At 73.8% G+C, this 13829-nt stretch carries 12 protein-coding genes; 10 read left to right on the plus strand and 2 right to left on the minus strand.

The window, feature by feature from the left end; genetic code table 11:
- Nucleotides 1–63: 63 nt before the first annotated feature.
- The 3 genes from dhaL (at nucleotide 64) to C4U44_RS04515 (ending at nucleotide 2718) form a co-directional block, all read left to right on the plus strand.
- Nucleotides 64–753, plus strand: coding sequence for a dihydroxyacetone kinase subunit DhaL (gene dhaL, locus C4U44_RS04505; protein ID WP_103884298.1), 690 nt, complete (start codon nucleotides 64–66; stop codon nucleotides 751–753).
- 76 nt (nucleotides 754–829) lie between these two features.
- Nucleotides 830–1825, plus strand: a complete 996-nt coding sequence (dhaK, locus tag C4U44_RS04510) for a dihydroxyacetone kinase subunit DhaK (RefSeq protein WP_103884299.1) — start codon at nucleotides 830–832, stop codon at nucleotides 1823–1825.
- Between the two features lie 98 nt (nucleotides 1826–1923).
- On the plus strand, nucleotides 1924–2718 hold the full coding sequence (locus C4U44_RS04515) for a hypothetical protein (RefSeq protein WP_103884300.1): 795 nt from the start codon (nucleotides 1924–1926) through the stop codon (nucleotides 2716–2718).
- Between the two features lie 23 nt (nucleotides 2719–2741).
- On the opposite strand, the gene C4U44_RS04520 is transcribed toward C4U44_RS04515, so the two are convergent.
- A complete protein-coding gene (locus C4U44_RS04520; RefSeq protein WP_200823140.1) occupies nucleotides 2742–3233 on the minus strand; it encodes an 8-oxo-dGTP diphosphatase in 492 nt (163 codons plus the stop codon).
- 7 nt (nucleotides 3234–3240) lie between these two features.
- Entirely contained in the window at nucleotides 3241–4173 is a 933-nt protein-coding gene (locus C4U44_RS04525; protein ID WP_103884301.1) for a LysR family transcriptional regulator, read from the minus strand.
- 146 nt (nucleotides 4174–4319) lie between these two features.
- Between C4U44_RS04525 and C4U44_RS04530 the strand changes: the two genes are divergently transcribed.
- From C4U44_RS04530 to C4U44_RS04565, 7 genes are all read left to right on the plus strand, one after another.
- On the plus strand, nucleotides 4320–5156 hold the full coding sequence (locus C4U44_RS04530; protein ID WP_103884302.1) for an oxidoreductase: 837 nt from the start codon (nucleotides 4320–4322) through the stop codon (nucleotides 5154–5156).
- Nucleotides 5157–5204: 48 nt separating this feature from the next.
- Nucleotides 5205–5723, plus strand: coding sequence for a DinB family protein (locus tag C4U44_RS04535; protein WP_103884303.1), 519 nt, complete (start codon nucleotides 5205–5207; stop codon nucleotides 5721–5723).
- Nucleotides 5724–5749: 26 nt separating this feature from the next.
- Nucleotides 5750–6808 carry a DUF4190 domain-containing protein gene (locus tag C4U44_RS04540; RefSeq protein ID WP_103884304.1) on the plus strand — a complete coding sequence of 353 codons (1059 nt, stop codon included), beginning with the start codon at nucleotides 5750–5752 and terminating at the stop codon, nucleotides 6806–6808.
- A 170-nt stretch (nucleotides 6809–6978) separates the two neighbouring features.
- The gene (locus C4U44_RS04545) at nucleotides 6979–7731 is read left to right on the plus strand and encodes a GntR family transcriptional regulator (protein WP_103884305.1); all 753 of its coding nucleotides are present in this window, start codon (nucleotides 6979–6981) and stop codon (nucleotides 7729–7731) included.
- A 192-nt stretch (nucleotides 7732–7923) separates the two neighbouring features.
- Nucleotides 7924–8130, plus strand: a complete 207-nt coding sequence (locus C4U44_RS04550; protein ID WP_103884306.1) for a hypothetical protein — start codon at nucleotides 7924–7926, stop codon at nucleotides 8128–8130.
- A gap of 113 nt (nucleotides 8131–8243) precedes the next feature.
- Nucleotides 8244–11009 carry a SpoIIE family protein phosphatase gene (locus C4U44_RS04560; RefSeq protein WP_265737307.1) on the plus strand — a complete coding sequence of 922 codons (2766 nt, stop codon included), beginning with the start codon at nucleotides 8244–8246 and terminating at the stop codon, nucleotides 11007–11009.
- A 239-nt stretch (nucleotides 11010–11248) separates the two neighbouring features.
- Nucleotides 11249–13801, plus strand: coding sequence for a SpoIIE family protein phosphatase (locus C4U44_RS04565; protein WP_200823154.1), 2553 nt, complete (start codon nucleotides 11249–11251; stop codon nucleotides 13799–13801).
- Nucleotides 13802–13829: the final 28 nt, after the last annotated feature.

Raw genomic sequence — 13829 nt, forward strand, 5'->3', positions numbered from 1 at the left:
CCGTCCCGGTCCGTGTCCGTGCCGCGGAGCAGCAGTCCCGGCCACGCCGACGTCAGGAGAGTCATGTCATCGCCAACGCCCCCACCGCCGTCCGAGCCCGCCGCCGCGGGGCCGGAACCGGGCAACCTGGAGTACGCGGTGCGCACGATGGCGCAGACCGCGGTCGACAACGAGCGGGAGTTCGGCGACCTGGACGCGGTCGCGGGCGACGGGGACTTCGGGTACTCCCTCGCGCGCGGCTTCGAGATCGTCATCGCCGACTGGGACTCCCTGGACCGCAGTTCGCCGGCCGAGTTCCTGAAGAAGGTCGCGCTGATCATCTCCAAGCGGGTCGGCGGCACCTCGGGGCCGCTGTGGGGCACCGCGTTCCTGCGGGCCGCCGGCGCCGTGAAGGACCGCGACGAGCTGACCGGGGCGGACGCGGTGGCGATGCTGCGCGCGGCCGCCGAGGGCATCAAGGTGCGCGGCAAGTCCGACGTGGGGGACAAGACCCTGCTGGACGCGCTGGTCCCGATGACCGACGCCCTGGAGGGCGCCCTGCAGGACGCCGGCCGGTCCGGCGACCCGGCCGGGCTGGCTGCGCTCGCCGCGTCCTCCGCCCGCGCCGCCGCCGACGCGACCACGCCGATGCAGGCCATGCGCGGCCGCCAGAGCTACACCGGCGAACGCAGCATCGGCTCGCCCGACCCCGGCGCGGTGGCGGTCGCGGTGATGGCCGAGCGCATCGCCGCCGACTGGCCCGCCGGCCGCTGATACCCGGCGGGCGACGATCCGCAGCGACCGTACGGGTGGACCGCCCGCACGGCGCATACGACACCGGAGCGATCTCATGAAGAAGTTCGTCAACGACCCGAAGGACTACGTCGCGGAGATGCTTCAGGGCCTGGCCCTCGCCAACCCCGACACGCTGCGCTACGTGCCCGAGTACAACCTGATCATGCGGGCCGACGCGCCCCGCGCGGACAAGGTCTCCCTCGTGCAGGGCTCCGGCTCGGGCCACGAGCCCGCCCACGTGATGAGCGTCGGCCCCGGCATGCTGGACGCGGCCTGCCCCGGCGACGTCTTCTCGGCGCCACCGGCCGACTTCGTCTACGAGACGGTGAAGCTGGTCGCGTCGCCCAAGGGCGTGCTGCTGCTGGTGAACAACTACACGGGCGACCGGATGGCGTTCGAGATGGCCCAGGAACTGGCCGAGGCGGACGGCGTCACGGCCCGCACCCTGTTCATCGACGACGACGTGTCCGTACAGGACTCGACGTACACCGTCGGGCGGCGCGGGGTGGCCGGGAACTTCTTCGTGCTGAAGGCGGTCGGCGCCGCCGCCGAACGCGGCGCCGACCTGGACGAGCTGGTCCGGATCGGCGAGAAGGTCAACTCCGTGACCCGCAGCATGGGCATGGCGCTGACCGCCTGCACCCCGCCCGCGAAGGGCTCGCCGCTGTTCGACCTGCCCGGCGACGAGGTCGAGATGGGCGTCGGCATCCACGGCGAGCCCGGCCGCAGCCGCGAGAAGCTGCAGCCCGCGCGGGAGCACGTGCGCGAGATGCTCACCGCCGTCGTGGACGACCTGCCCTACGCCTCCGGCGACTCCGTGGCCCTCATGGTCAACGGCCTCGGCGGCACCCCCGTCGGCGAGCTCTACCTCGTCTACGGCCTCGCCCACCGCCAGCTCGCCGAACGCGGCATCGAGATCGCCCGCTCCTACGTCGGCGAGTACTGCACCTCGCTCGACATGGCCGGGGCGTCCCTGACGCTGGTCCGGCTGGACGACGAGATCAGCGAGCTGCTGGCCGCTCCGGCCGGGACCGCGATCCGCGTCTTCTGACCGCCGTGTCGCCCGGGTGGACGACCCTGGTTGCGGGGCGGTCGGTGCCCGCTTTGACTGCTGGGTGATACCTGCCGGTGGGCGAAGGGAGCACGGGGATGCTGTCGGTGCGCGGACTGTTCACCTCGATCCTGGACGACGACGATGCGTACCGCCTTTTCTGCTCCATCGCGGCCAGCGGTGAGGCACAGGGCGGTTGGGAGAACGGCCGGATCGCCGCGCTCGTGCCCCCTTCGCAGCGGGCGCTGGCGCCGAAGATCGCCCGGCACGGCGCGGACGAGGACAAGCACGGCCGGATCTTCAACGCGCTGCTGCGCAAGCGCGGGCTCGAACCGGTGCCGGTGCCCGCCGACACCGACTACACGATGCTGCTGGAGCGGGCCGGCATCGGGCTCGCCCACACCCGGCTGCGGCAGAACCAGCCGCTGACCGAGCAGGACATCGTGGTCTACCTCGCGCACAGCAGGGTCACCGAGCAGCGCGCGTCGGAGCAGATGGCGCTCCTGCTCAAGCACTTCTCGGACCACCCGGAGATCGGCCGCGCGATCCGGGCGATCTCGAACGACGAGGACAACCACCTCGCCTACTGCCACGAGGAGTTGCTGCGGCTGGCCGCCGCCGGCCACGGCCGGGCGATCCACCGCGCGCTGCGCGAGTGCGCGCACGCCGAGATCCGCGTGCACCGCGATGTGAGCCTCGGAGTGATGGCCCGGATGGGCCGCATCCTGCGGTGGTCCCCGGCGACCGCGGCCATGCTGCGGTTCGGCATCCACCTCACGTACCTCTACGAGCGCCTGCACGGCTGGCGCCGGATGACCACGCTGTCGATGCCGGAGCGGCGCAACGCCCTGGCCGGGCCGGAACCCGCCGGGGTTCCGCTGTCCGCCGGCTGAGCGGCACCCGGCACCCTGGAGGATCAGGGCGTCATGCGGACCGTGGACGAGGCGACCCTCTCGTTGTCGTCGGCGAAGACGATCTCCGCCCGGAGGGTCCGGCCGGCGAGGACGCCGGGCAGCCAGTGGCGGGCGTCGTCCCACATGGCGTCGAAGGGGACGGCGTCGACCGGGACCCACAGGGGCGCGATCTCCTCGGTCTCGCGGGGCTCGCCGCGCACGAGGGGCACGGTGAAGGCGGTCACCCACATGTCCCAGGCCGGGCGGGCCGGGAAACGCCAGTCGACGACGGCGGCGGGCCGCAGGTCCGCCGGGTCGACCACCAGCCCGGACTCCTCGGCGACCTCGCGGACCGCGGCCTCCTCGGCGCTCTCCCTGGGCTCGACGTGTCCGCCGAGCCCGACCAGCTTTCCCGCGCCGAGCCCTCTCTTCTTGCGCCCGAGCAGCACTTCACGGCGGTCGCCGGCACCGTCGCGCAGGCAGAAGCACAGGCAGGTATGCGTCCGTTGGTCCACCGCCGGATCATGGCGCACCGGGCCCGGCCGGCACAACGCGCGCTCCGGCGGCCTGCCGGCAGGCCGCCGCGTAGGCGCGGATCAGCGGCCCCGCCGCGGTGCGCGGCCAGGCCAGGGCGAAGCGGCTGGGGGTGATGCCGCGCACCGTGCGGGTGGCGACGCCGCCGAGGCTGATCAGTGGCGCGTTGCCGGCGGCGAGGAGCACCACCCCGAGGCCCGCGCACAGGGCCTCGTACGTCTCCTCGGTGCTGGCCACCTCCGCACCGATCCGCGGCGGGCGGCCGGCCCGCACGTCGGTGGCCAGCCAGTAGTCGCGCAGCGGACCGGCCGCGGCCGGGAGGGCGAGGAAGGGCTCGTCCAGCAGGTCGGCGAAGTCGACGGGGGAGTCGTCCGCGGCCAGCCGGTGCCCGTCGGGGAAGGCGACCAGCCGGGGCTCCTCGGCGACCACCAGGTGGTCGTAGCGCTGCTGGTCCGGCAGCGGCAGCCAGACGAAGGCCACGTCGCTGCCGCCGTCGGCGAGCCCGGCGGTCGGGTCCTGCCAGGACACCTGGCGCAGCCGCAGTTCCGCGCCCGGGCAGGCGGCGGAGAAGCGGGAGCGGATCGCGGGCAGCAGGCCGCCGCGCCCCGGGCTGGTGCTCATCCCGACCACCAGGGTGCTGCGCTGCGCCGCCTTCGCCCGCTCGACGGCCTGCCACCCCCGCTCCCAGCCGTCGAGGACCTCGCGGGCGTAGGGCAGCAGTGCCTCGCCGGCCGGGGTGAGGGCCACGCCGTGCCGGTCGCGCACGAACAGGTCCGCCCCCAACTGCCGTTCCAGCGCCCGGACCTGCTTGCTCAGCGCGGGCTGGGAGACGAACAGCCGCTCGGCGGCACGGGTGAAGTGCAACTCCTCGGCGACCGCGACGAAGTAGCGCAGGTCCCGACCGTGGACGTCCATGGCCAACGGTTATCACCGCAGGTCTTGGACGGGCAACAGGGTCCGCCCGCAGAGTTGTTCACGGCGGCCGGTCCACCCGGCCGCGACGGCGGGGCCGCACCGGCAGGGGAGCCGTGGCGGCAGCAGCCGCACCGACACGACGGGAGAACATCATGAGCAGGGTCTGGCTGGTCACGGGTGCGAACAGCGGTTTCGGGCGGGCGATCACGCTGGCCGCGGTCGCCGCGGGCGACGTGGTGGTGGGGGCCGCCCGGCGGGCGGGCACGCTGGACGACCTGGTGGCCGCGCACCCCGATCAGGTCGAGGCGCTGGTCCTGGACGTGACCGACATCGCGTCCATCGACGCGGCCGTGCGCGACGTCCTCGCCCGCCACGGGCGGATCGACGTCCTGGTCAACAACGCGGGCCGGACCCATGTCGGCGCCATGGAGGAGGACACCGACGGCGACCTGCGGTCGCTGTTCGACGTGCACGTCTTCGGGCCGGCCGCGCTGGTACGGGCGGTGCTGCCCGGCATGCGCGAGCGGCGCTCCGGGGCGATCGTGCAGATGAGCAGCATGGGCGGGCAGATGTCCTTCGCCGGCTTCTCGGCCTACAGCGGCACCAAGTTCGCGCTGGAGGGGATGACGGAGGCGCTGCGCGACGAGGTGGCGCCGCTCGGCATCAGGACGTTGATCGTGGAGCCGGGCGCCTTCCGCACCTCCCTGATGGGCAACGGCACCGCGAGCGGGGCCGAACTGCCGGACTACGAGGGGACGGTGGGCACCACCCGGAAGATGGTCGCGGGCGGTGACGGCGACCAGCCCGGCGACCCGGCGAAGGCCGCCGCCCTGATCATCGAGGCGCTGGACGCCGACGAGACGCCGCTGCATCTGCCGCTCGGCGCCGACGGCGTGGACGCGGTGCTCGGCCACCTCGACGACGTCCGCGGCCAGGTCGAGCGGTGGCAGGACCGCGCCCGCGCCACCGCCTTCGCACCGGGCCACTGACCGGCCATCGCCGGCGGCCGGCCGCGACGATCCCGTTAAGCTCGGCCCATGACCAGCGAGATCGAGGACGTACGCGTCGGGCCGCCGAACTTCGGAACGGAGCGCGAGATGCTCCGGGCGTTCCTGGAGTTCCACCGGGCCACCCTGGCGATGAAGTGCCAGGGGCTCGGGGACGAGGAGTTGCGGCAGCGGTCGATGCCGCCGTCGACGCTCTCGCTGCTGGCCCTGGTGCGCCACCTGGCCGAGGTCGAACGCGCCTGGTTCCGCCGGGTGTTCGAGGACCACGACGCCCCGATGGTGTGGTCCGACAAGGTCGACTTCCAGGCGGCGTACGACGCGAGCGCCTCGAACCGGGCCGAGGCGTTCACCGCGTGGGAGGCCGAGGTCGCCGCGTCCCGGCGGATCGAGGCCGCCGCCGAGTCGCTGGACCTGGCCGGTTATCAGCCCAGGTGGGAGGAGGACGTGAGCCTGAGGATGGTCATGGTGCACGTGTTGCTGGAGTACGGACGGCACAACGGCCACGCTGACCTCCTCCGCGAGGGAGTCGACGGCACCGTGGGGGCGTAGTCGGAGGGGGACCGTAAACTCCCCGCGTGGACATATCCCCGCCGTCCCCCGAGGACCAGCCGCCGCCGCCCGGCGGGCACCCGATCGGGCCGCCCCCGCCGCCGCCCGCCCCGCCCTACGGCGGCACCTCGTCGCCGTACGAGTCCGGCCCTCCGTACGGCTATCCGCAGACGTCGTACGCCCAGCCCTCGCCCTACGGCGGCGGCGACGGGCAGCCGCAGTACGGCGCGGGACCGGGGCCGTACCAGCAGCCGAACCCGAATCCGTACGCGGCCCCGGGCGGGCCGGGGATGCCGGGTGGGCCGGGAATGCCCGGGATGCCCGGGCAGTACAACCCGTATCCTCAGCAGGGCTGGTACGCCGCCGAGCGCACCACCAACGGGCTGTCCATCGCCTCGCTGGTGACCGCCTTCACCTGCATCCCGCTGCTCGGCCTCGGTCTGGGCATCGGCGGGCTGAAGCAGGGCAAGCGGCATGGGCAGCGCGGGCGCGGCCTGGCCATCGCGGGGATCACCATCAACTCGATCACCACCCTGGCGACGGCCCTGCTGATCACGCTGGGCGCGCTCGGGGTGCTGGACGGCGGCGGCAACACCAAGGTCCAGGACATCAAGGCCGGCCAGTGCTTCAACACGGTCGGCCACTCGCTCTCCGACTTCGAGCAGGGCGCCAAGGTGTCCAGGCGCGTCAACGTCGTCGACTGCGCGAAGGAGCACGACGCCGAGGCGTTCTACACCTACACGCTCGACCCCAGCACGAGCGGGAGCTACCCGGGCGTCGACGCGATCACGCGCGAGGCCCAGTCGACCTGCGCCCGGCAGATGCAGGACTACCTGGACGGCGCCTCGCTCAAGGACGGCATGACGCTGTTCTTCTTCGGGCCGCAGAAGTCCCTGTGGGAGACCGGGGACCGCTCGGTGACCTGCTTCTTCGGCAGCCCCCACGGCAAGGTGACCGGATCGGTGCGGAGCGGCGGCGGCTCCTCGGACGGCGGCTCCTCCGGCGGCGGGTCGGACGGGGGATCGGACGGCTCCTCGGACGGGGGATCGGACGGCGACGGCGGGAACTCCGGGGTGGGCGTCTGATCCCGGCGCCCCGCTGTTGATCCACCACCGGCCCCTCGCGCCGCGCCGTACGGGCGCGGCGCGAGCGTCGGCCGGGACACCGCACGCCACGTGATGCTCAGGGGAAGGCTTGCGGTCGCGCACCCAGGGTTGCCAAGCTGTCGCACACAGTCAACCCCTGGGAGGGGCACGTGGTCTTCGGTGAGCAGCCCGCCTACCTTCGCGTTGCCGGGGATCTGCGGCGGAAGATCCTCGACGGCACGCTGCCGCCGCACGCCCGCCTGCCCTCGCAGGCGCGCATCCGCAGCGACTACGGCGTCTCGGACACCGTGGCCCTGGAGGCGCGCAAGGTGCTGATGGCGGAGGGCTACGTGGAGGGCCGCTCGGGTTCCGGCACCTACGTGCGGGAGCGCCCGGAGCGGCGCCCGATCATCCGCAGCGGCTTCCGGCCGACCGGCGCCCCGAGCCCGTACCGGCAGGAGCAGGCCGACGAGTCGAGCAAGGGCACCTGGGAGTCCCACACCGTGCAGGACGCGGCGTCCGCCGACGTCGCCGCGCGGCTGGGCATCCAGGTCGGCGACCGGGTGATGCGCACGCACTACCTGTTCCGCACCGAGGGCGAGCCCTCGATGCTCTCCACGTCCTGGGAGCCGCTCGCGCTCACCGCCCGCACCCCGGTGCTGCTCCCGGAGGAGGGGCCGGTCGGCGGGCAGGGCGTGGTGCCGCGGATGACGGCGATCGACGTGCTGGTCGACCACATGGCCGAGGAGGTCGGCGCCCGTCCGGGCCTGGCCGAGGAGACCGCGGCGCTGGGCGGTGTGCCTGGGCACATCGTGATCGAGATCCGCCGCACCTACTACGCGTCCGGGCGGCCGGTGGAGACCGCCGACGTGGTGATCCCCGCCGAGCGGTACCGGGCCGTCTACCACCTCCCGGTCCGCTGACCTGGCGCCGATTCGCTGACGCCACGTCAACTTCCGGTCGGCTGCTTGACCGGATCGGTACCTCTTCGTGCCATTCCGTACCCGCCGAGTGAACCTCGGGCGTAGGGTCGGGCATATGCGCATCGCTGTTTCCCGGAGCACGGGACCGGGCGCGGGTGCGGTGGCCGAGGCGCGAAGAAGGGGGGCGGCGCAGTGACGTCCGAGTTCGGGTGGGTCCTCATACGGCAGGACGAGGGCGCCAACCGCTACCGGGTGGGACGGTACGCCACCCGCGCGGAGGCCGAGCGGGTGGCCGAGGCGCTGACCCGTCCCGCCGGCGCGATCCCCGCGACCGCCACGCCCGCCGCCTCCCAGGTGTACCTGATCGAGCGGGTCGTGCCCCGCGCGGCCGAGGCGTGAGCACCTCCTCCGCGCACTGCTGCGGCAAAAGGGGCAATATCGGGTAAGAGGGAAAACCTCTCTTGGAGGCCGGGTGCGCGCGAGCCCGGCCCGACCCGGTCGGGGGTGTACGCATGAGCGCCAGCGGCGACGGCCCCGAGGCGTCGCCCGGCCGCGCCCCCCGGCCCGTGACGTCCGTGCCGCCGGATCAGGGTGTCCAGGAGAGTGCCGACCGGTCGCCGACGGCCGGCACCCTCCTGGACACCCTCCGCGTCGCCGTGGTGATGCTCGACACCCGGGGCCGGGTGCTGCTGTGGAGCCCGCTGGCCGAGGACGTGCTGGGCTGGGCCGGCGAGCACATCGTCGGCCGCCGGGTCGGCGGCCTCTTCGGCCCGGCCGAGCAGCCGCCCGCGGCGACCGGCGGCCCGGACGGTTCCGGCGACGCTGAGTCCGGCACGGAGTCCGGCACCGGGACCGGCACCGGGACCGGTACCGAGTCCGGTACGGAGACCAGCTCGGACACCAGCACGGAGCCCGGCTCCGACACCGGCTCCGATGCCGGCTCGGACATCGCCATACAGGGCACCCAGGAGCCCGAGACGCCCCGCCGCAGGCCCGGCTCCCGCTCGGCCTCGGCGGCCGCGGCTGCCGAGGCCGACGAGAAGGTCGAGCGGATCCTCGCCGAGCTGCTGCGGACCGGCCGCTGGGACGGCACCCTGTCGCTGCGCCACCGCGACGGCCACACCGTGCAGGTGGAGACCCGCGCCAGCCTGCTCGTCGACGGCGACGGCCGCCCCTTCGTGCTCGCCTCGATGGTGGAGACCAGCCGGTTGCGCACCCTGGAGCACGACCTGGCCGCCCTGGACTCGCTGTTCGACTCCTCCCCGCTGGGCGTGGCCATCTTCGACCGCGACCTGCGCTACGTGCGCGTCAACGAGGCGCTGGCCGCGATGAACGGCGTGCCGCGGGACGACCACCTCGGCCACACCCTCAGCGAGGTCCTCGACCCGCAGGTCGCCGTCGAGCTGATCGAGCTCCAGCGCCGCGTGCTGGAGACCGGCGAGCCGGTGATCGACCGGGTGGAGCCGGCGCCCGGCCGCCGCCGCGGCCACCGGTCGGTGTCCTACCACCGGCTGGTCGACCGGGCGGGGCGGGTGCTGGGGGTGAGCGCCACCGTCATCGACGTCACCGAGCGGGTGCAGGCCGCCAAGCGCGCCGAGCGGGCCCGCCGCCGGCTGACGCTGCTCAACGACGTCGGCTCGCGGATCGCCGGGGTGCTGGACGTCCGCCGGGTCGCCGAGACCATCGCCGAGGCGGTGGTGCCCAGCTTCAGCGACTACGCCGGCGTGGTGATGCACGCCGAGGTCGCCGACGGCGGCGAACTGCCCACCGCGCACTACTACGACGGCTCCCCGATGCGCCAGCTCGGCATCGGCGCGGTCGGCTGGACGCCGAGCGTGGAGCAGCTGCTGCGCCGCGGCCAGCGCATCGACTTCACCGAGGACTCGGTTTTCGGCCGCGTGCTGCTCACCGGTGAGCCCCAGCTGATCAACGGCGAGTACGACCTGAGCACCACCACCTTTCCCGACGACCCGAAGGTGAACGCCGCCGTGGAGCTGGGCGTCAGCTCGCTGCTCGTGCTGCCGCTGCGGGCGCACGGTGTCGTACTCGGGCTGATGGTCGCCGGCCGTACCCGGGACCGGGAGCCCTTCGACGAGGACGACCTCACTCTCGGCATGGAGCTGGCCGACCGGGCCGGCGCCGCGCTGGACAACGCGCGGCTGTACATCCGCGAGCGCGAGGGCGCCCTCACCCTCCAGCGCAGTCTGCTGCCGCGCAGCCTTCCCGAGCCGCCGGGCGTGCGGATCGCCTACCGCTACGTGCCCGGCAGCAGCGGCGCGGAGGTCGGTGGCGACTGGTTCGACGTGATCCCGCTGGCCGGCGGCCGGCTCGCCTTCGTGGTCGGCGACGTGATGGGACACGGCCTGCGCGCCGCGGCCACCATGGGCCGGCTGCGCACCGCCGTACGCACCCTGGCGGGCCTCGACATGGCCCCCGACGAGCTGCTGCGCCGGGTCAACGAGCTGGGCGACGACCTCGCCCAGAGCCAGGTCGAGGGCTGGATGGCCACGGCGGTGTACGCCGTCTACGACCCGTCCACCCGGCGCTGCGCCATCGCCCAGGCCGGACACCTGCCGCCGGTGCTGGTGGAGAACCAGGGCGACCCCGACAGCTGCAACGCGCGGCTGCTGGACCTGCCGCCCGGGGTGCCGCTCGGGGTCGGCGGGGTGCGCTTCGAGACCACCGAGATGGACGTGCCCGACGGCGCCGTCCTGGTGCTGTACACCGACGGCCTGGTGGAGGCTCGCGGCAAGGACATCGGGCTGGGCATCGACCGGCTGCGCGAGACGCTGTGCGGCCGCGTGGACTCCCTGGACGACGCCTGCGACGAGCTGCTGGCCACCATGGATCCCGACCGGGAGCCGGACGACGTGGCGCTGCTGATGGCCCGCCTGGGCGGCCTGCCGGCCGGTTCCACCGCCTCCTGGACCTTCCCCGCCGAGGCCAGCGCCGTCCGGCTGGCGCGCCGCCGGGTCCGTGACACCCTGACGTCGTGGGGCCTGACGGCGATGTGCGACGTCACCGTGCTGCTCGTCAGCGAGCTGGTGACCAATTCGCTGCGCTACGCGCACGGCCCGATCGGGGTCCGCATGGTCCGCGGCAGCTCGCTGCTGGTGGAGGTCTCCGACCCGCTGCCGGACCCGCCGCGCGAGCGGGTCGCGGCCGACGACGACGAGGGCGGCAGGGGCCTGCAGCTGGTGGCCGGGTCGTCGCGGCGGTGGGGGACGCGGCACGGATCGCTGGGCAAGACGGTCTGGTTCGAACTGGCCCTGCCGTGACGCCGTGCGCCCCCGTCCGGGGTCGCACGGGCGTGATGGTTCGGAGCGACTGTGCCGGGTATGCCGAAGAGGCGGGAGCGAGAGGTGCGACCGTGGTGTCCCGGGGACGGCCCCCGCGCTCCACGAGCCGAGATGATGCTGTGATCGACAAGACCGTGTGCTGGACGGTCGCCATGCGAAATACTCGGCTCCAACCGGTCCATGTGTGCTGAGCTGGAGGGGTCGGGCGAGTGAGCGACATGCCAGCAGGGGCGGTTTCGCCCGGCGACGACGACGCGGACGCGGCAAAAGCCGGCGTCTGGCAGTCAAGCCCGCCCGGGTCCCTGTATGACTACATACGCGTCGCTTCGTTCTCCCTCGACGCCGAGGGCCGGATCGACCAGTGGAGCGAGCGCGCCACCGAGTTCTTCGGCGTGCCCGCGGCCGAGGCCGTCGGCAAGGACCCGATCGCCGCCTTCGCGCCGAGCGAGGTGCAGACGCGCGCGCACGAGCGCCTGGCGCAGATCCTCGACGGGCGCGAGTGGCAGGGTCTGGTGCCCTACCGCGACGCCTCCGGCGCCGAGGGCCGGGCCGAGGTCTACGTGATGCCCGCCGACCGCGGTGCGCTGTGCGTGGCCGTCGACGTGGCGACGCTGCGTCAGATCGAGACCGATCTGGCCGCCTCCCAGGCGGTGTTCGGGCAGTCCCCGATGGGCTTCGTGCTGTTCGACACCCGACTGCGCCTGGTCCGGGTCAATGAGCGCTTCGCCGCCGTCTTCGGCCGTACCGCCGAGCAACCCGGCCGCGGGCCGCAGGACTTCCTGTCCCGGGTGGAGGCCGACCGGCTCTCCGCCGCGCTGCGGCAGGTCCTGGAGACCGGCGACGCCGTGCTCGACATGCCGCTGGTCGGCACCGTGCCCGGCGACCCGGCCCGCCGCCGCTGGTCGATCTCGCTGTACCGGCTGCACAGCAACTCCGGCCGCCCGATCGGCGTCGCGGGCCTCGCCATGGACGTCACCGGCCGGCAGCGCGCCGAGCGCGAGGCCGCGCACGCCCGCCGCAACCTCGCGCTGCTCAACGAGGCCGGCTCGCGGATCGGCACCTCGCTGGACCTGGAGACCACCGCCCGCGAACTGCTCGACGTGGCCGTGCCGCACTTCTGCGACCTCGCCTCCGTCGACCTCTACCAGGCGCTGCTGTCCGGCGCCGAGGAGCTGACCGGCACCAGCGACGGCAGTGGCGAGGTGCGCCGGGTGGCGTTCGCCAGTTCGGTGTCCGACGCGCCCGTGGCGATGGCCGGTGACGACGACGTCGAGCCCAGCGACGGCCCGGTCTCGGTCGGCTCCGTGCACCGCTTCCGGTTCAACTCGGCCAGCGCCCGCGCGCTGCGCACCGCCCAACTCCAGGTGCTCGACGGCGAAGGCGGCCACGACCTGGGCGGCACCCCGCTGGTGCAGTCCACCCTCGTGGTGCCGATGGTCGCCCGCGACACCGTGCTGGGCCTGGTGCAGTTCTCCCGCGCCAAGGGCAGCGAGCCCTTCACCGAGCGGGACCGGATGCTCGCCGAGGAACTGGCCGCCCGCGCCGCGATCTTCCTCGACAACGCCCGGCTGTACCGCCGCGAGCACGAGCGCGCCCTGATCCTCCAGCGCAGCCTGCTTCCCCCGGACGACCCGGAGGCGGCCGGCCTCGACATCGCCTGCCGGTACCTGCCCGGCAGCATGGAGACCGAGGTCGGCGGCGACTGGTTCGACGTCATCGAACTGCCCGGGCACCGCACCGCGCTGGTGGTCGGCGACGTGATGGGCCGCGGCCTGCGCGCGGCCGTCGCGATGGGCGAACTGCGCACCGCCGTCCGCACCCTGGCCATGCTCGACCTCGAACCCGCCGAGGTGCTGGGTGCGTTGGACGAGGTCGCGGACGGCCTGGGCACCCCCTCCACCGGCCGCACCCGCCGCTCGAAGAACCCCGCCGAGACCGACCTCGCCGAGGTCTACCTCGCCACCTGCATCTACGTCGTCTACGACGCGGTGACCCGGCGCTGCACCATCGCCAACGCCGGGCACCTGCCGCCGGTCGTGGTCGAGCCGGGCGAGGACCCGCTGATGCTCGAAGTGCCCCGGGGCGTGCCGCTGGGCGTCGGCGGCGAGCCGTTCGAGGAGACCGAGGTCCAGCTCGCCGAGGGCACCCTGCTCGCCCTCTACACCGACGGTCTGGTCGAGTCCCGCAGCCACCCGCTGGACGAGGGCCTGGACGCCTTCCGCGCCTCGCTGGCCGGTCCGGCCCGGCCGCTGGAGGACGTCTGCGACCACGTCCTGGCCACCCTCGACACCGCCCACGGCGAGGACGACATCGCGCTGCTGATGGCCCGTATCCGCGGCCTGCCCGCCGAGCAGGTCGGCGACTGGACGCTCGCGCCGCAGCCCACCTCCGTCGCCCAGGCCCGCGAGCTCGCCCGCGACCAGCTGCTGGAGTGGGGCCTGGACGATCTGGTCGACACCACCGAGCTGCTCGTCAGCGAGCTGGTCACCAACGCGCTGCGGCACGGGTACGGCGACATCCGGTTGCGGCTGCTGCTGGATCGCACCCTGGTCTGCGAGGTGTGGGACAACGCCCTGATGCAGCCGCGCCGGCGCCGCGCCCGGGACACCGACGAGGGCGGGCGCGGCCTGCAGCTCGTCGCGATGCTCAGCCAGAGCTGGGGCAGCCGCCGCACCCACCGCGGCAAGACCGTCTGGTTCGAACTGGCGCTGCGCGGCGGCCAGCCGGGCTCGGCCGGCCCGTCCGTGGACGACCTGCTCAGCATGTTCTAGCCGGCCGGGCACCCCCGGTCGGGCGACT

This window comes from Actinacidiphila yanglinensis (assembly GCF_900107965.1).
In the GTDB taxonomy this organism is placed as follows: Bacteria; Actinomycetota; Actinomycetes; order Streptomycetales; family Streptomycetaceae; genus Actinacidiphila; species Actinacidiphila yanglinensis.